Origin of the sequence: Streptomyces sp. N50, assembly GCF_033335955.1 — a bacterium.
In the GTDB taxonomy this organism is placed as follows: domain Bacteria; phylum Actinomycetota; class Actinomycetes; order Streptomycetales; family Streptomycetaceae; genus Streptomyces.
Map to the genome: position 1 here is coordinate 85,000 of NZ_CP137549.1, position 18,598 is coordinate 103,597.

Genomic DNA, 18,598 nt, shown 5'->3' on the forward strand with positions numbered 1-18,598 from the left:
CATCGCGTTCGTACACCATCAGCACGAACCGCAGGCGGGAGCCACCGAGGCCAGGACCCGGTCTTCCGCCTTCACACGAAAATCCAGGGTCAGTCGGCCGTCGGCGGTGTCTTCGGTGCTCGCAACAGGGCGCCGACCGCAGCGGCGAGTACGACGACGCTCACCGCGATCAGGGAGGCCGACAAGCCGTCCATGAAGGCGGACTTGACGCCGTCGGCGAGAGTCGTGCCCCGGGCGCCGAGCTGGTCGGCGACGTGGAGGCCGGCGGCTGCCGAGTGGCGTACGGACTCGGCCGCGCCGGCGGGGAGTTGGGCGACCGAGTCGGGGAGCGAGGAGCGGTAGTGGCTGCCGTAGATCGAACCCATGAGGGCGATGCCGACCGCCGAACCGACCTCGCGGGTCGTGTCGTTCATGGCCGAGGCGACGCCCTGCTGTCCCCTTCCGAGGGAGCCGGTGATGGCCGCCGTGCCGACGGCGCCGCTCAGGCCGATGCCGAAGCCCGCCAGGACCAGGCCGCCGAGGAAGGGCAGGTAGCCGGAGTCGACGTCGAGGAACGAGATCAGGAACAGGCCGGCGGCGAGCAGGAGCAGGCCGACGGACATGACGGCCTTCATGCCGACCCGCTGTACCAGGCGCGGGGTGAGCAGGGAGATGGGCAGTACCGCAAGCGCGACCGGAACGAGGGCGACGGCGGCCTTCAACGGGCTGTAGTCCAGGATGAGTTGGAGGTACTGCAGACCGACGAAGAAGAAGCCGAAGACGGCCATGAACTGCACCAGGACCGTGATGGCACCCGCACGGAAGCCGCGGATGCCGAACAGGGCCGGGTCGAGCAGAGGGTGTTCGGTGCGAAGGCCGAGGTAGGCGTAGGCGGCGAAGGACACGGCCGTGACGACGAAGGCGCCGATCACCACCGGTTCCGTCCAGCCCCGCTCGTTGCCCTCGATGATGGCGTACACGAGGGTGCCGATGGCCAGGGCCGTGGTCACGGCGCCGGCCACGTCGGGCCTGTGCGGATGGGCGTCCTTGGTGTTGGGGGCCAGCAGGACGGCGCCAAGCCCTGCGGCCAGCGCGACGGCGGCGCTGGCGACGAAGATCGACCGCCAGGAGAACTGCTCCAGCAGTGCACCTGCCGCGAGCATGCCGATGATGGCGCCCGCGGCGGCGAACCCGGACCAGGTGGCCACACCTTTGGCGCGCTGTTCGGGCGGGAAGGCGGCGGTGATGGTGGACAGCGTGCCCGGCATGATCATCGCGGCACCGAGGCCCATGACGGCCCGCCAGGCGATGAGGGTGGTCGTGGAGTCGGCGAAGGAGGCTGCCAGGGAGGCCGCGCCGAAGACGACGGTGCCGACGACGAGCACGTTGCGGCGGCCGAGGCGGTCCCCGGTCGCGCCGAGCGGCAGCACGAACGCGGCCAGCGCGACGGTGTAGGCGTCGGCGATCCAGGTCAGGGCGCTGTTGGAGGCCGACAGGTCGATGGCCAGGTCGGGCAGGGCGAGGTTGAGAGCGGAGACCGACGCGACGACCAGGACGAGTGAAAGGCACATCGCGAACAGGACACCGCGGGTTCCGGCGCGGCCGGTGGCGACGGACGGGGCCGTCTCCGTGTGGGGGGTGGTGGTCATGGGGGCCTCGGTGAGTGCTGGGTCGGACGGTGAGCCAGGCGAGCGGGTACGGAAATCTTGAGGAACTTATCAAGTTTGACGACTACCGCGCCGCTGAGCGCGACGTTCGACGCCCAGACGGGCGTAGTACTCGATCAGGTCTGGGGCGTCCACGGCGGCCGGGTTGACGACCTGGTCGACCGGGGCGCCCTGGAGCAGGCGTTTGACCGGGACCTCCAGCTTCTTGCCGGTGCGGGTGTGCGGGATGCCCGCCACCTCGATGATCTCGTCGGGGACGTGCCGGGGAGAGGCGCCGGTGCGGATGGCCTCGCGGATGCGGTCGCGCAGGGCGTCGTCCAGTTCGGTACCGGCCGCGAGGACCACGAACAGGGGCATCCAGTACCCGCCGTCCGGCTCCTCCGCGCCGATGACCAGCGCCTCCGTGATCTCCGGCAGCCGCTCGACCACGTCGTGGATGTCGGCACTGCCCAGACGTACGCCGCTGCGGTTGAGGGTGGAGTCGGAGCGGCCGTGCACGATCACCGAGCCGTGAGAGGTGAGGGTGATCCAGTCGCCGTGCCGCCACACGCCGTCGTACGTGGAGAAGTAGGCGTCGCGGTAGCGGCTGCCGTCGGGGTCGTTCCAGAAGTACAGCGGCATCGACGGCATCGGGCGGGTCACCACCAGCTCACCGACCCGGTCCACGACCGGCAGGCCCTCCTCGTCGTACGCGGCCAGCGCCACGCCGAGGTAGGGCGCGGACAGCTCGCCGGCCCGTACGGGGACGGTGGGTGCTCCGCCGGCGAAGCCGGAGACGACGTCGGTACCGCCGCTGATGGAGGCGAGCTGGACGTGTGCGCCGAGGTGCTCGCCGACCCAGGGGTAGGCGGAGGCGGGCAGCGCGGAGCCGGTGCAGCCGACCGCGCGGATCGACGACAGGTCGTGCACCGACGGGTCGATGCCGAACTTGGCCATGCCCAGCAGGTACTGGGGACTGGTGCCGAACAGGGTGACGCGGTGCCGGGCCGCCAGGTGCCAGAGGATGTCGGGGTGGGTCAGCAGGGCGGGGCTGCCGTCGTACGTGCAGGTCGTGGCACCCGTCAGGAGCGTGGAGACGACGAGGTTCCACATCATCCAGTGGGTGGTGGTGTACCAGAGCAGGCGGTCGCCGGGGCCCAGGTCGGACTGGAGGCCGAGGGTCTTCAGGTGCTCCAGGAGGACGCCGCCGTGGCCGTGGACGATGCCCTTGGGCAAGCCGGTCGTGCCGGAGGAGAACACGACCCAGAGGGGGTGGTCGAACGGCACGGGCGTGCAGGTGAGTTGTTCGGTGCGCGTCGCCGTCTCCTCCCAAGGGAGGACCAGCGACGGGTAGTTCGACGAGAGCCCCGGCAGCCCCACGTGGTCCACCAGCACGGTGGCCTTCAACGTCGGCAGGACGCGGGCCAGTTGGAGGGTGGCCTCGCGGCGGTCGTAGGTGGTGCCGTTGAAGAGGTAGCCGTCGGCCGCGATCAGGACGGTGGGTTCGAGTTGCGCGAAGCGGTCGGCGGCGGCCGTGGGGGCGTAGTCCTGCCCGCACACCGACCAGACGGCGCCGAGACTCGCGGCGGCCAGGAACGCGACGATCGCGTGCGGGGTGTTGGGGAGATATCCGACGACCCGGTCGCCCTGGCCCACTCCCAGGTCGCGCAGGGTGGCGGCGACCGAAGCGACCTGCGAGCGCAGCCGCTTCCCGGTCACCTCGTACCCGGAACCGGTCTCGTCGAGAGCGACGATCGCCACGTCGTCGTCCACGAGGTTGCGCAGGGCGTGGTGGGCGTAGTTGAGGGTGGCGCCGGGGAACCAGCGGGCGCCGGGCATCCTCTCGTCGGCCAGCACCCTCTGGTACGGCGTGTCCGCGTCGACGTCGAAGTACTCCCAGACCGCGCCCCAGAAGCCCTCCAGGTCGGTGACCGACCAGCGGTGCAGGGTGGGGTAGTCGGTGAGGTCGGTTTCGACACCCTGGTGCCGGGCGGCCCAGCGGCCGAAGTCCGCGATCCGGCTGCGCGCGGCGGCTTCCGGGTCGGGGGTCCAGGACGGGTTCGCGTACGGCGTGGTCATCGCGCGGTGCTCCTCGGCAGCGGGGTGGACGCGGGCTGTTCGACGGGCCCGCGGGTGGTGCAGAGCAGGGGCGCCCAGGCGGCGGTGTCGGTGAAGTCGCCGCCGCCCGCCGGGACGGCGTCCAGGACGACGCGGTCGGGGCGCAGCAGGACGGCGTCGGCGTGGCCGGCGCGCAGCCAGGCGGCGAGGGTGCCGTCGTCGCCGGACTCGTGGACGTCGACGACCTGGGCGCCGAGTCCGTCGGTGAGCGCGCGCAGTGCGGGCGGCAGCGGCACCGCGGTCAGCACGGCGAAGGAGTCGCCGAGGACGTCGTCGAAGCGGAGGTGTTGTCCGTCCTCGGTCGTCACCCGGGGCTGCGGGCACGAGGTGCCGCCGAGTCGGCTGCGGCGGGTCAGCGGACCGGCGGACAGCGGACGGCCGAGATCCCGGCTCGCCCTGCCCGTCACCCCCGGTATGCGGCAGACCGTGGCGACGGCGGTGCGGCGCAGTGCGGCGGCGCGGTCCTGGCCACCGGTCATCGCCCAGCCGGTGGCGACCGCGAGGCGGATCAGATGGCGGGCGTGCGGCTTGCGTTCCCGCTCGTAGGTGTCCAACAGCCGCTCGTCGCCGCCCTGTTGAAGGACGCGGGCGAGTTTCCAGCTCAGGTTGTGCGCGTCGCGCAGACCCGAACACAGGCCCTGTCCGACGAACGGCGGGGTGAGGTGGGCGGCGTCGCCGAGAAGGAAGACGCGGCCCCGGCGCCAGCGGTCGGCGATCCGGGCCCGGAAGGTGTACTGCGCCTGCCGGATGACGTGGAAGTCGTCGCTGCCGGAGATGTCGATCCAGGGGGCGACCAGCTCGCGCAGCCGCTCGGCGTCGAGGTCCTCCCCCTCCCCCAGCCGGAACTCCCAGCGGTAGCGGTCCTCGCCGATGCGCATGAAGGTAGCCGGGCGGTTCGGGTCGCAGACCTGGTCGACGCCTTCCCAGCAGCGGACGGCGGCTTTCGTCGTCACGTCGATGACGGTCCAGTGTTCCTCGAAGCGAAGGTCCTCCCACCGCGCGCCGATGGCGTCGCGGATGAGACCGCCCGCGCCGTCGCAGCCGAGGACGGCGTCCGCGAGGAGCAGGTGCTCGCCGTCGTCGTCGCGGTAGGCGACACGCACCGGCCCGTCGCCGCGCTGTCCGACCGCCGTCACCTCCGCTCCGCCCCGCAGCTCGCACTCCGGTCGGCGGGCGAGCGCCTCGCGCAGCAGCCGTTCCAGTTCGGGCTGGTCGAACATGCTGGTCTGCGGGTAGCCGTGGTGGCCCTGCGGTGAGCGCCGGAATTCGGCGATCACGCGGTGGCGGGCGTCCAGCAGCCGCAGTCCGCGCGCGGGGCGGGCGACGGCGGCGAACTCGTCGGCGATTCCGGCGGCTTGGAGGATGCGGCGGACCTCGTCGTCGGTGGCGACGGCACGGGGCAGGGGGTAGACGTCGTGGTGGCGTTCGAGGACTACGGTCCTCACCCCGTGCCGGGCGAGCAGCAGGGCGGCGGTCACCCCCACGGGCCCGGCTCCGACGATCACGACCGGCACGTGCTCGGCGGAGTCCGGTCCTGCGGCTTGGTCGGCGGTCATGTGCGGCTCACTTCGGGTCTCAGTTCGCGTCGGCCACGGGCGTGCGCTGCTCGCCCAGGTCGATCCGGCCGTCCGGGGTGGCGATGGTGGCGGTGACGACGTCGCCCTGGTGCAGGTAGTGGGGGTTCTTGGCCTGGGTCTTGAAGAACGCCTTCCACTTCACGGCGGGCGGTAGCAGCGCGCCGATCTTCTCGACCGCCTTGGGCGGGGCCTTCAGGGCCGTGCCGCCGGGTGTGCCGGTCAGCAGCAGGTCGCCGGGGTCGAGGGTCTGGAACCGGGCCAGCAGGGTGAGGGCCTGCGCCGGGCGGACGATCATGTCGGCGAGGGTGCGGTCCTGACGCAGCTCGCCGTTGACGCTCAACCTCAGCCGCAGATCGAGGAGATGACCGAAGTCCTCCGGCTCCAGCAGCGCCAGGTGGGGGCCGGTCGGCGTGAAGGTGGGGTACGACTTGCTCTCGTAGAACTGCGTCTTGGTCAGCTGCACGTCGCGCGCACTGACGTCGTTCGTGACGACGAGCCCGGCGACGTACGACGGCAGATCCCGCTCCTCGACGACGGTGCCCACCGGCAGGGGCGCGCCCATGACGAGGCCCAACTCCACTTCGTAGTCGAGGAAGTTCACATGCGACGGCCGGACGATGGCGCCGCCGGGGCCGCTGACCGAGCCGGACGCCTTGCGGAAGAAGGCGGGCGGGATGTCGCCGGTGAAGCCCGAATCGCGGGCGTGGCTGCGGTAGTTGACCATCTGGGCGACCACCCGGCAGGGCGTGGTGACCGGGGAGAGGGCGACCAGATCGGCCACGGGGGTACCTGCCTCGCCTGAGCCGGCGGCCTCGCTCACAGCGGCCCGGTCGGCCAGCAGCTCGGCGGTGGTGACGGCCTTGGTGTCGACGCGGACGGCGCGCGCGTCGCGCACCACCCACCAACCGTCGGCGGTGCGCAGGACGTTGGTGCTCATGAGTTCATCGCTTTCATCAGGCCCAGCAGACGTGCGGGATCGAGTTCGTTGTCGCCGCGCAGGGCACGCAGCACCTCGCGGACCTTGGCGGGGGACGGACTGGTGCCCAGGAAGTCACGGGTGGCCGGCGGCCCCCACTGGGCCAACCCGCTCGCCGACATCGGTGCCCAGCCGGGTTCGACGTCGTGGGAGAACAGGTCGCCGTCGGCGAAGTGCTCCAGCATGAACTGGTCGGGGTCGCGCCAGTAGTCGAAGAGCTGGCTGCCCTGGATGTGCCGGCCGATGCCCCAACTGCGCTTGTATCCACGCTCGTTGAGGTACTCACCACCCGCGGCGATCGAGTCCAGGTCGGTGACCTGATAGGCGGAGTGCACATACCCCGTCCCCGGCCCCAGGTGCATGGCCAGCGTGTGGTGATCGGCCGGTACGCCGCCCAGGTCGCAGCGGATGAACGCCATCGTCGGACCCCGCTCGCGCTGACCGTCCAGGAACAGGAAGTCGGACACGATCATCCCGAGCGTGTCCAGGTACCAGTCCAGGGCCCGGCCGAACACCCGTGTCTCCAGCACCACATGGCCCAGTCGCTGAATCCGGGACGGCTCGCGGGGCGGACGCTGCGTGCGGTTCGTACGACGGTGATCCGTACCGAAGTTGAGGAGCAGCGGCTGCTGCCCGGGCAGCGCCGGCAGGGCCTCGGCACAGTGCACGACCCGCACCGGGAAGCCGGACGGGTCGAGCAGACCGACCGCCTTGCCTCCACCGGGCACGTCCGCGTCCCGTACGTCCGTCCCTGTCGCCCGGGCCAGCCGGTCCAGGTCGGCCCGCTCGGCGGCACGGAACGCCGGGCCGATGAAACGGGACGTACAACCGCGCCGGATCACCATGCAGGGCGAGCCCGCGAACGTGCCCCGCAGCCACAGCTCCCGATCCGTGCGGGCCGCGATACCGAAGCCGAAGTCACGGGCGAAGACCTCGGCCCGGTCCAGGTCGGGCTTCTCGAACTCCAGCCAGGCCAGGTCGGCGACCTTGATCACGGGGTTCCGGGACCGGCCGGGGCGTTCGCCGCGCAGGGCGCCCTGCTCGCTGTGAAGGTCCTGGTGGGGCGTCGCGACGGCGGCTTCGGCCACGCGTGTGTCAGACATGGTGCCCTCCGAGCAACATTGCCGTAATGAGGAAATCATCAGCTTTGACGGAAGCATCGTCAATAGCTGGAGCAAGAGTAAGTGATGGATTCATCAGAACTGTGGTGGCCCTGGAACCGCAGCTAGACTCGGCCCATGTCCACCTCAGCCCCGCCCAGCAACCGGTTCGAACGCCGCCGCGCCGAAACCCGCGGAGCGCTCGTCCGAGCCGCCCGGCAGATACTCGCCGAGACCGGGGACACCAGCGTCAGCATCCAGGCGATCGCCGAACGCGCCGACGTCGGCTTCGGCTCCTTCTACAACCACTTCGAGTCCAAGACGGAGCTGTTCGAGGCAGCGGTGGTGGACGCCCTGGAGGAATTCGGCCAGACCTTCGACGAGCGGCTGAACGGGATCGACGACCCCGCGGAACTCGTCACGGCCGGCTTCCGGCTCAGCGCCCGCATGGCCGACTCCCACCCGGAGCTCATGCAGGTGCTGCGCCGGCGCGGCCTCGGCCACCTCTACTCGGACAACGGCCTGGCGACCCGCGCGCTGCGCGATCTTCAGGTCGGCATCGCCTCAGGCCGCTTCACCGACGTCGAGCCGGTCGTGGCCCTCTCCGCGCTGGGCGGGACCCTGCTGTCCTTGGTGGAGCTGCGGTTCGCCCGCCCCGAACTGGACGGTGACGAGGCCGCGACCGATCTCGCCGAGATGGTCCTGCGCATGCTGGGCGTACCACCGGATGACGCCCACGAGGTCGCCCGTCGACCGCTGCCCGATCTGGGCTGAGTGGTCGGCACCGCCGCACGGCGGGCTCGATTCCGTCGTGGTGAACGCACAGTCCGTCCCGCGAGGAACAGCGAACGTCACCGGCCGAGTTGGAGAGTCGAAACCCTCCGGACCACGGCGTCGGATCCTCCGGCGCTGTCCTGAGGGGCGTCGTCGGCTCGGAAGGTGACCGAGTGCCCCGAGAAGTGGGCGATCAGGCCGTCGGTCGTGGTGGTGACCGAGCGCAGGTGCAGGCCGTGGGGGATGTTCCGCAGCTGGATGGGCTGCTCGAAGACCTTGTCCAGCGCGGCGCTCCCGGGGGCGGGCAGCGCACCGGCCGTGACGTCGAAGTTCTTGAAGGCGATGCGATTGCCCGAGGCCGCCGTAACGGTCGTCGTCACAGTGACCTGCTTCCCGAGGGGGACGAGGACCACCGCTCTCACCTGACCCGGGCGGCTGCCCTGGGAGATCTCCAACCCGAGGGTGTTCGACACGTCCGTGTAGGACAGGAAGGCGGTCGCCTCGGCACTGTCGGCCCGTGCCTCGCTGTCGTCGTCCGACTTCGTCAACCCCTGGAGCCGGAGGGAGAGTTCGGATACCGGCAGTGGGCGGGTGGCCCCCTGGGCCGGTATGTCGTGAGCGGTGATGTCCACGTGTCGCAGGGTTCCGGAGGCCGCCTGGGTCAGGACGGGGAAGCCTCGGACGTGGACCTGCGGAGGCAGAGGCGTGTCCATGCCCTCCTGGAACGCCTTGGCCGTGCGTGACTCTATGCGTGCCGCCACGACCCGGTCGGCGGCAACGGAAAGGACGGCCAGCGCGACAAGAGTGGTGGTCGCGACAGCGCGGGGGTGCCGTCGACTCCGCCGGAGCCCGGGCGATGCGTACGGTTCGCAGAGAGTGGCCTCGTCCTGAGAGCCATAGCCGTAGCCGTAGTTGTAGCGGTCATAAGAGGAGTAGTGGGGCTCGTACTGCGAGCCGTCGTCGTGCCTGTGCTGGGACGTGGACAAGGGCGATGCCCTCCTTCAGTGGGGTCGGTGGGGCGAGTGGAGCGGCCTGGTTCCGTGCGGACGGCGGACCGCGGCGGCGATGCCGTCGTCGGCTCAGATCCCGGAGTTGGCCACGGTCAGGGGGCCGGAAGGTGGGCCTTGATGGCGCGTCGCCGACAGGCGTCCACCTGGCCGGGCGTCATCTCGGGATCGGGAGGACCGGCAGCAACTGACGCGCCGTGGTCTCCGTGCCACCACTCGTGTCTCCGCCCGGCGTCGCGCCCCCGTCCGACTGGTCGGTGGCGGCGTCCTGAGTGACGACGACCACGGTGCTTCCCGCCTCCACCTCGCTCCCCGCGGCTGGAGTGCTCGACGTCACCACCGCGTCGGACGCTTGGGAGTATCCGGTGGCGACGGCGACCTGGAGGCCGAGCGCGTCCAGTTCGTCCTGCACCTCGGCAAGGGTCTTGCCGACGATGTCGGTGGGGATCTGCACGGTCTGCACGGCCTTGGCGATCTTCACGCCGATCGCCGTACCCGGCTCGACCTCGTCGCCGGAAGCGACGCTCTGTCCCACCACGGTCCCCGACTCGGCGTCGCTCTCGACCTCGGTCGTACTGCCCAGTCTCAGGTCCTGTGCGGCCAGCAGCTTCCGGGCCTCGCTCACGGTCGCACCCGTGAGGTCCGGAACCGTGGCCTTCTGCGCCTCCTTGGCCGCCGTGAGGGTGATCTCGGTGCCCTTCTCTGCTTTCTCACCGCCCTCCGGGTCCTGCTTGAGGACGGTTCCGGGGTCCTCGCTGCCGGATGTGACGTGCCGGAACTTCACCTTGAATCCCTTGTCCTCCAGGATCCGGGACGCGTCGTCCTCGTCCTTGTCCGTGACGTCCGGCACCTCGACCTTGGGCGCCCCGGTGGACACGGTGACCGAGACTGCCTCACCCTTGGCGAGCTCCCCTTCCACTGGGTTCTGCTCGCAAATGTGGCCGCTCGGCTGGTCCGCGCAGGGCTCCCGCTTGTCAACGGTGACGGTGAGGTCGACGTTCTCCGCGGTACGTCGCGCCTCCTCCAGGCTCTGGCCCACAAGGTCGGGTACGTCGGTCGTGCCGTCGTCGGCCGCACCACGCCCGAACATGAACCAGCCCACTACCAAAGCCAGGACGACGACGGCGACGCCCGCCGTGATCAGCACGACGGTTCCCCTGCGCCGACCGCTCTCCTCCTCCTGGTCGGCGTCGTCGTAGGGGAAGTCGCCCTCCACAGGCGGGGGTTCGGCGCCCGACATGAGCAGGCCCGTACCGAGGAACGCCTCGATGTCGGCGAGCATCTGCTCGGCGGACTGGTACCGGTGTCCGGGATCCTTCTCCAGGGCGCGCTGGACGATCGCGTCCACCTGGGGGCCGACCTCCGGGTTGTAGAGGCTCGGCGGGCGCGGGACTTCCTGGATGTGCTGGTACATCAATGCCATCGGCGTCTCGCCGGTGAACGGCGTGCGGAAGGTCAGCAGTTCGTACAGCAGGCAGCCGATGGAGTACAGGTCGGACCGCGCGTCGGTCTCCCGTCCCATCGCCTGTTCCGGCGAGAGGTACTGGGCGGTCCCGATCACGACCGACGTCTGCGTCATGCCGACGTCCCGGGCGTCCCGGGCGATCCCGAAGTCCATGACCTTGACATCTCCGGCCCAGTTCAGCATGACGTTGGCCGGTTTGATGTCCCGGTGCACGATGCCGTGCTGATGGGAGTGGGCCAGGGCCCGCAGGACTCCGGCCGTCACCGCAAGGGCCCGTTCGGCGGTCATCGGCGGCCCGGAGTGCAGGGCGTCGCGCAGGGTGGTCCCGTCGACGTACTCCATCACGAGGTACGGCAACCGGGACCCGCCGTAAGCCACCTCCTCCCCCGTGTCATACACCGCTGCGATGGCGGGATGGTTGAGCGAAGCGGTGGACTGCGCCTCCCTCCGGAACCGTTCCTGAAGCGCCGGTTCGTGGGCGAGGTCGCCGCGCAGGGTCTTCACGGCCACGCTGCGGTCGAGCCGGAGATCGTGCGCGAGATACACCTCGGCCATACCGCCGGAGCCGAGCAGGTGTCGCAGCTCGTACCGGCCGGCGATGAGGGCCACCGGGTGCCCCTGCTGGGCGAGCGTCAGGTCGTCTGGTCCGCCGAGATTCACTGCGCTTCTCCACAGAGGGTCGGAAGTCGGGGCCGGGATCCGACGCGACAGACGCACCGGCCATGAAGCCAGGAACACAAGAAAGATAATTGCACACACAGGGGCAAGTAACTCGCCCGACGGCAGACCAGAGCATGAGACGCTCATCACGGTTCACGCTCCGGCCGACACTCCGGGCTCCGCCTGGACGACACAACGGCAGCGCACGACTCCTCTCCGGCAGAGAGCCCGGGGCGGGCAAGGTCGGCCAGATGTCCGGCGAGACGGCGCCGACGACTTATTAGCCGTCAGCCACGGACTACGCGGTCGCAGCCGACGCGACAGCCTCGGCCACGAGAGCCGCACCTGGCCAGGACAAGGAACAGGCGATCAGGACCTGACCCGCCCAACCATTCACCTGATGCCCCATCAGAGCGAGCGTCAATTCAGCGTCTCTTCCGGACGGTCTCGCTGCCGCCCGTGGGCCACGGGATCCGCTGGGATCCGTCCCTCGGCGAGGCCGAGGGACGGATCCCAGCGGCTACACGCCGCGCCGGCAGATCACGACAACGGCGGGTACGCGTTCTGGATGAGCTGCTGGAACTGGGCGGAGAACCAGTGTCCGGCCAGCGGCGAGTTCGGCAGCGCGCCCGTGGGGTTGTTGCCGTTGCGCGCGTTGCCGCCATAGGTCGGGTCGCACATCCGGTCGAAGCCCTTGCCCTCGTCGTTGGGCACGGCGGCACTGTTGCCGTCGGACTCTCCCGGCGGCTTGACCCAGACGTAGGCGTCGATACCGGCGGCCGGAGCCGCAGTCGGCCGTGCTCCTATGCCCGCCCCGCTCTGGTTGCACCAGTTGCCGGCGTGGATCCGCCGGTCGACCCGGCTGCTGTCGACGTAGCCGTCCACGGTGGTCTGCGCTCCGGGTCCGGTGGGCCGGGCGGAGCCGCCCCAGCCGTTGCGTGAGGTGTCGATCAGCATGCCGATCCCGGAGTCGAATCCGGACGCGACGAGCTTGCTGCGCAGCGCCTGTGCGAAGGACTGCTCGTCCACGTACTGGTTCCAGTCCACCCACTTCGACTGACGTACGGTCTGTCCGTTCACCGTGTCGGTGACCTTGAGATACGGCTCCGTGGTGGGGCTGTAGTTCGCGGTGTTGACGATGAAGCCGGCCACGTCGTTCACGCTCGCGCCGTTCGAGGTCGCGACCTTGTGGAACTCCTGCACCGCGGGATCGAGGTTGCTGTCCCAGCCGAGCCAGCCGTGGTGGGCGGCGTCGATGTAGTTGTAGACGTTGGGGATGGCTCCCAGCTTGTCCAGGGCGTAGCCGACGCCCTTCTCGTAGTTGCCGTTGGACTTCATGGTCACGCAGGCGTCGGTGGTGGTGGGGGTGCCGCCGGCGTTGGTGACCAGGTTGGGCAGCGAGTCCGGCTCGATGACGGTGGCGACCCGCAGGCCCGCGTACTTGGGGTCCGCCAGGATCGACGCGATGGGGTCGATGTACTGGGACTTGTACTTGTCGAGGTCGTTCGGTCCCAGCTCGCCGTTGGACGCCAGAGCGGCGCAGTCACGGCCGGGCAGGTCGTAGATGACGAGCTGGACGACGAGATCGCCGGAGCCCTTCTGCTTCAGGGCCTCGTCGAGGTGGGCCCGCAGACCCATGCCACCGCTCACCCCGTTGATGGCGGCGATGCGGTCGAGCCAGACGGCGGTGGGCTGACTGGCGATCCGGCTGCCGCCCGGTTCGGCGGCCGCCTTGGCGGACCACTCGGGGTTCACATACACCTTGGCCCCGGTGTACGGATTGTCGGCACGGCTGCCGGTGTCACCACCTCCACCGCCGCCTCCGGTGCCGCCACCCGTACCGCCGCCGGTACCACCGCCGCTGCCGCCACCGGTACCGCCGCCGTTGTCGACGTTGCAGGCGACGCCGTCGAGCGTGAACGTGGCGGGCACGCTGTTGGTGCCGCTGTAGGAGCCGTTGAACCCGAAGCTGACCGAACCGCCGCTCGCGAGAGCGCCGTTGTAGGTCTCATTGGCGGCAGTGACGTCGGCACCGCTCTGGCTGAGCTTCGTGTTCCAGGCGTTCGTAACCTTCTGGTTGCCTGCGTACGACCACTTCACCGACCAACTCGACTTGGCCGCCGCATTGTTGGTGATGGTGACGGCGGCGGTGAAGCCGGTGTCCCACTGACTCTGCACCTTGTAGTCGACGGTGCAGGGGATGGACGAGGTGGCGGCGCCGGCCTGGCCGACGAGGAACGCCGACCCCGTCGTCCCGGCGACCAGTGCCAGGGCGACGAGCAGCGTCGTTCTGGTGTGACTCATGTGCGGGTGCTTCCTTCTCTCGTGGTGGACGTACGGATGAAGAGCGCGCGAACGGCCGCGCGAACCCCTGCCTGGGGCACGCGGCGATCCAGTGATCGGTGAGCTGACATGTCCGGCATCGGCACGAAGGCAGAGCCGGCGGGAGGCCGCTCCGAGGCCTCCGTCGTACGGGGCAACCGGTCAGGCGCGGAGACGCACAGCAGCGCACGAAGACGCCGACCGACGACCTGGACTGCCGACGGTTCGAACGGCGGCCGCGAGTTCCCGGGCTCGAGGACCGGCAGGGTGCGGAGAACGCGCGGCGCTCGCGAAACTCGGCCGGCCACTCGTGGATCGGGCGACCGCGCTGTCCCGGAACGCACATGCCCGGCGTACGCGGCGGTGATTGCCGTGGATGAGCACGCCTGGCGGAGCAGTGCGCGAGAGCGCGTCGCTGACTAAAAGTACTGAATGCGGGGGGTGTCGCATGAGCGAGTCCTTACAGCTCGGCGCGCCGCTACGGACGCGTCACTGATGGAACCGCTCCCACTGGTGGGGAGGAAGTTAGCGTCAACTGACGAGGTTTCATAGGGTCCTTGCGAAACTTTTCGGTCCAGCGGCTCAGTTCGAACTTTGAACCCCTCAGCGTCTTGACCGCAGCCGCCTTCGTCTCCACGATGGGAGCGCTCCCACTGGATTCAGGCCTTGGCATCTCTCCGTGAGTCGCGTGACGCAAGGAGGAACAGCACATGGATCCCGGACGCAAACGAAGAGCTGTAAGGCGGTTCTGGACCGCCGTCGCCGCCGCGTTCGCCCTGCCCCTGTCCATGCTCGCCACCGGCACGACCACCGCGAACGCGGCGACCGTGCAGTGCAGCGTCGACTACAAGACCAACGACTGGGGTTCCGGTTTCACCGCCGACCTCACCCTCACCAACCGCGGCACCACCGCGATCGACGGCTGGACCCTGACCTACGGCTACACGGGCAACCAGCAGCTCGCGAACGGCTGGAACGGCACCTGGTCGCAGGCCGGGCAGACCATCACCGTCAAGAACGCCTCGTACAACGGCACCATCGCCCCGGGCGGCGCCGTCTCCGCGGGAGCGCAGTTCAGCTACAGCGGAACCAACGCCGCGCCAACGAACTTCGCGGTCAACGGCACCAGTTGCACCGGCGCCCACCAGCCGCCGATCACCGTGCTGACCAGCCCGGCAGCCGGCGCCGTCTACTCGCGCGGGGACGCCGTGCCACTCGCGGCGACGGCGGCGGCCGCGGACGGCGCGACGATCGGCAAGGTGGAGTTCTACGACGACACCACCCTGCTGGGCACCGACACCAGCGCGCCCTACACGTACTCCGCCTCGGGCCTGACCGTGGGAAGCCACTCCCTGACGGCCAAGGCCTACGACAGCCTGGGCGCGTCCGGGGAGTCCACCCCGGTCGGCATCACGGTCGCCGCGGGTCCTGCCGTCGTGGCCTCGACGTCCCAACTCTCCGTCCAGCAGGGCAAGACGGCGACCTACGACGTGAAGCTCTCGACCCAGCCGTCGGCCAACGTCACAGTGACGACCGCGCGGACCGGCGGCAACACGGGCCTGTCGGTGACCGGCGGAGCCTCACTCGTCTTCACGCCGTCGAACTGGAACACCGCGCAGAAGGTGACCGTCACCGCGGACTCCTCCGGGACGGGGGCGGCGACCTTCGAGTCGACCGCGGCCGGGTACGGCACCGCGTCGGTGACAGTCACCCAGATCGCGGCGTCCAAGACGTACGACGCCCGCTTCCTGGACCTGTACGGCAAGATCACCAACCCGGCGAACGGCTACTTCTCACCGCAGGGCATCCCCTACCACTCGGTGGAGACCCTGATCGTCGAGGCGCCGGACCAGGGGCACGAGACCACGTCGGAGGCGTACAGCTATCTGCTGTGGCTGCAGGCCATGTACGGGAAGATCACCGGCGACTGGAGCAAGTTCAACGGCGCCTGGGATCTCATGGAGAAGTACATGATCCCGACCCACGCCGACCAGCCGACCAACTCCTTCTACAACGCGTCCAAACCGGCGACCTACGGGCCCGAGCTGGACACCCCGAACGAGTATCCGGCGAAGCTCGACACCTCGGTGCCGGTGGGATCGGATCCGATCGCCGGTGAACTGAAGTCGACCTACTCCACGGACGACGTCTACGGCATGCACTGGCTGGAGGACGTCGACAACACCTACGGCTACGGCGACACACCGGGCGGCGGGTGCGAGGCGGGGCCGACGGCGAGCGGACCGTCGTACATCAACACCTTCCAGCGCGGACCGCAGGAATCCGTGTGGGAAACGGTGCCGCAGCCCACCTGTGACGCCTTCAAGTACGGCGGAAAGAACGGGTACTTGGACCTCTTCACCGGTGACTCCTCGTACGCCAAGCAGTGGAAGTACACCGACGCTCCCGACGCCGACGCGCGGGCCGTGCAGGCCGCGTACTGGGCGGACCTGTGGGCGAAGCAGCAGGGCAAGGGGTCGGCTGTGTCGGGCACGGTCGCCAAGGCGGCCAAGATGGGCGACTACCTGCGCTACGCCATGTACGACAAGTACTTCAAGAAAATCGGCAACTGTGTCGGACCCTCGACCTGCCCGGCCGGGACCGGCAAGGACTCATCGGACTATCTGCTGTCCTGGTACTACGCCTGGGGCGGTTCCTCCGACACCAGCGGAGGCTGGGCCTGGCGGATCGGATCCAGCTATGCCCACAGCGGCTACCAGAACCCGCTCGCCGCGTACGCGCTGAGCGCCGACGCCGATCTGAAGCCCAAGTCGGCGACAGGGGCCACCGACTGGGGCAAGTCGCTCCAGCGGCAACTGGAGTTCTATCGCTGGCTCCAGTCGGACGAGGGCGCGATAGCCGGCGGTTCGACCAACAGCTGGGCGGGACGCTACGCGACCCCGCCGGCCGGGACGTCGACCTTCTACGGCATGTACTACGACCCGCAGCCCGTCTACCACGACCCGCCGTCCAACCAGTGGTTCGGCTTCCAGGCGTGGTCGATGGAGCGGGTCGCCGAGTACTACCAGCAGACCGGGGACCCGCAGGCCAAGACGGTTCTCGACAAGTGGGTCAAGTGGGCGCTGTCGAAGACGACCATCAACCCGGACGGCACGTACCAGATTCCCTCCACCCTCCAGTGGTCGGGCCAGCCCGACACCTGGAACGCGTCAAGTCCCGGCGCCAATACGGGACTTCATGTCACCGTCGCCGACTACACCAATGACGTGGGGGTGGCCGCCGCGTACGCCAAGACCCTGACGTACTACGGCGCCAAGTCCGGTGACGCGAAGGCGAAGTCGACCGCGAAGGCGCTGCTCGACGGGATGTGGGGCAACTACCAGGACAGCCTCGGTGTCGCTGTTCCGGAGACCCGCACCGACTACAGCAGGTTCAACGACCCGGTCTACGTGCCGAGCGGCTGGACCGGCAAGATGCCGAACGGCGAAGCGATCAACTCCGCTTCCACGTTTGCCTCGTTGCGGTCCTTCTACAAGAACGACCCGTCCTGGTCGAAGGTCGAGGCCTACCTGAAGGGCGGTGCCGCGCCCGTCTTCACCTACCACCGGTTCTGGGCCCAGGCGGACATCGCCCTGGCCATGGGCTCGTACGCGGAGCTGCTTGAGTAACCCCCCGCCGGCACTCCGCGTACGGACCCCGTCACCAGACGACGGGGTCACCGGCCGGGCGGCCCCCACCCTCCAAGGGGGCCGTCCGGCCATCCCACGACCAGCGGACAACACCCCTACTCGCCCATCCATGACGGGAGCGCTCCCAATCCTTGGGGCAGGGCAACTGCCCGTAACTATGCCACTGGTGAATTCGTGTGCTCACCCTCCTCCGGCCGGTAAGATCGGTGATCTCTTGGGGAGGTGGTCATGGGCAGGCGACGCCCGGGGGCACCGACGCTGGAGGAGGTGGCCGCCCATGCGCGGGTGGGACGGGGCACGGTCTCCCGCGTCATCAACAACGCGGCGGGCGTGAAGGATTCGACGCGCCGGGCCGTGCAACAGGCCATCGAGGAACTGGGATACGTGCCCAATCTCGCGGCCCGTTCCCTGGCCGGGCGGCGGGCCGACGCCGTCGCCCTGGTCATGACGGAGCCGGACTGGCGGCAGTTCGCGGAGCCCTTCTTCTCCGAGATCGTCAGCTCGCTCGGAAACGCGCTGACGGACACCGGAATACAACTGCTGCTGACCCTGGTCCGCTCGGACACCGAGCGGCAGCGCTTCCTCGAGTACGCACGCGGCGGCCGGGTGGACGGTGTTCTGCTGATGTCCGTGCACGCCGGCGACCCCCTGCCGGACATGCTCGCCGAGGCCCGGCTGCCGACCGTGCTGCTGGGGCGCCGTTCCGGGGAGGAGTACGTCAGCTACGTCGACGCGGACAACATCGGGGGCGCCCGCAGCGCCGTATCCCACCTGGCCAAACGAGGCCGCAGAGTCATCGCCACCATCACCGGGCCGCTCGACCTGTACGCCGCCCAGTGCCGCCTGCGCGGCTACGAGGAGGCCCTCAAACTCGCGGGCCTGAAGGGCGGGCCGACCCTTGTCGCCGAGAGCGACTTCACGGCGGACAGCGGACGCCGCGCCATGGCCCAACTCCTGGAACGGCATCCGGACATCGACGGCGTCCTCGCCGCGTCGGACACCACGGCCGCGGGGGCTCTGGAGGCCCTGCGCGCGGCCGGACGCCGGGTACCCGAGGACGTCGCCGTGATCGGCTTCGACGACTTTCCGCTGGCCCAGCAGACCGAGCCACGGCTGACGACGGTACGTCAGCCGATCGATGAGATCGGGCGCGCCATGATCCGGCTGCTCCTGGAGGAGATGGAAGAGGGCGCCGTGGCCTGGCGTCACGTCATCCTCCGTACGGAGCTGGTGGTCCGCGACTCGACCTGACGTCAGTCGCCGCATCCTCCGGAGAAACGCACCGCAGGCCGCCGCACTGCGTCTTGTCCCCGCGCCTGACCTG

At 69.6% G+C, this 18,598-nt stretch carries 11 protein-coding genes; 3 read left to right on the forward strand and 8 right to left on the reverse strand.

What is annotated here, in order from left to right:
- Positions 1-89 precede the first annotated feature (89 nt).
- From R2B38_RS00410 to R2B38_RS00430, 5 genes are all read right to left on the reverse strand, one after another.
- Positions 90-1,628: an MFS transporter gene (locus tag R2B38_RS00410; protein ID WP_318014358.1), complete on the reverse strand. Its 1,539-nt coding sequence runs from the start codon at positions 1,626-1,628 to the stop codon at positions 90-92.
- Positions 1,629-1,697: 69 nt separating this feature from the next.
- Entirely contained in the window at positions 1,698-3,704 is a 2,007-nt protein-coding gene (locus tag R2B38_RS00415; RefSeq protein WP_318014359.1) for an acetoacetate--CoA ligase, read from the reverse strand.
- On the reverse strand, positions 3,701-5,299 hold the full coding sequence (locus R2B38_RS00420) for a bifunctional 3-(3-hydroxy-phenyl)propionate/3-hydroxycinnamic acid hydroxylase (protein WP_318014360.1): 1,599 nt from the start codon (positions 5,297-5,299) through the stop codon (positions 3,701-3,703). Before R2B38_RS00420 ends, R2B38_RS00415 begins: the two co-directional genes overlap by 4 nt.
- Positions 5,300-5,318: 19 nt before the next feature.
- A complete protein-coding gene (locus R2B38_RS00425; RefSeq protein WP_318014361.1) occupies positions 5,319-6,257 on the reverse strand; it encodes a fumarylacetoacetate hydrolase family protein in 939 nt (312 codons plus the stop codon).
- A complete protein-coding gene (locus tag R2B38_RS00430; protein ID WP_318014362.1) occupies positions 6,254-7,399 on the reverse strand; it encodes a VOC family protein in 1,146 nt (381 codons plus the stop codon). Before R2B38_RS00430 ends, R2B38_RS00425 begins: the two co-directional genes overlap by 4 nt.
- Before the next feature lie 135 nt (positions 7,400-7,534).
- Here R2B38_RS00430 and R2B38_RS00435 point away from each other — a divergent pair, with 135 nt between their 5' ends.
- Positions 7,535-8,170 (forward strand): TetR/AcrR family transcriptional regulator, encoded by a 636-nt coding sequence (locus R2B38_RS00435; RefSeq protein ID WP_318014363.1) that lies wholly within the window; start codon positions 7,535-7,537, stop codon positions 8,168-8,170.
- A gap of 77 nt (positions 8,171-8,247) precedes the next feature.
- Here the strand turns inward: R2B38_RS00435 and R2B38_RS00440 are convergent, their stop codons facing one another.
- The 3 genes from R2B38_RS00440 to R2B38_RS00450 form a co-directional block, all read right to left on the reverse strand.
- The gene (locus R2B38_RS00440) at positions 8,248-9,156 is read right to left on the reverse strand and encodes a DUF2993 domain-containing protein (RefSeq protein WP_318014364.1); all 909 of its coding nucleotides are present in this window, start codon (positions 9,154-9,156) and stop codon (positions 8,248-8,250) included.
- Between the two features lie 178 nt (positions 9,157-9,334).
- Positions 9,335-11,302, reverse strand: coding sequence for a Stk1 family PASTA domain-containing Ser/Thr kinase (locus R2B38_RS00445; protein ID WP_318014365.1), 1,968 nt, complete (start codon positions 11,300-11,302; stop codon positions 9,335-9,337).
- Positions 11,303-11,842: 540 nt separating this feature from the next.
- Positions 11,843-13,606: a glycoside hydrolase family 6 protein gene (locus R2B38_RS00450; protein WP_318014366.1), complete on the reverse strand. Its 1,764-nt coding sequence runs from the start codon at positions 13,604-13,606 to the stop codon at positions 11,843-11,845.
- A gap of 728 nt (positions 13,607-14,334) precedes the next feature.
- Between R2B38_RS00450 and R2B38_RS00455 the strand changes: the two genes are divergently transcribed.
- Positions 14,335-17,253, forward strand: coding sequence for a glycoside hydrolase family 48 protein (locus tag R2B38_RS00455; RefSeq protein WP_318014367.1), 2,919 nt, complete (start codon positions 14,335-14,337; stop codon positions 17,251-17,253).
- Between the two features lie 249 nt (positions 17,254-17,502).
- Positions 17,503-18,525: a LacI family DNA-binding transcriptional regulator gene (locus R2B38_RS00460; protein WP_318014368.1), complete on the forward strand. Its 1,023-nt coding sequence runs from the start codon at positions 17,503-17,505 to the stop codon at positions 18,523-18,525.
- The last annotated feature ends 73 nt before the right edge of the window (positions 18,526-18,598 follow it).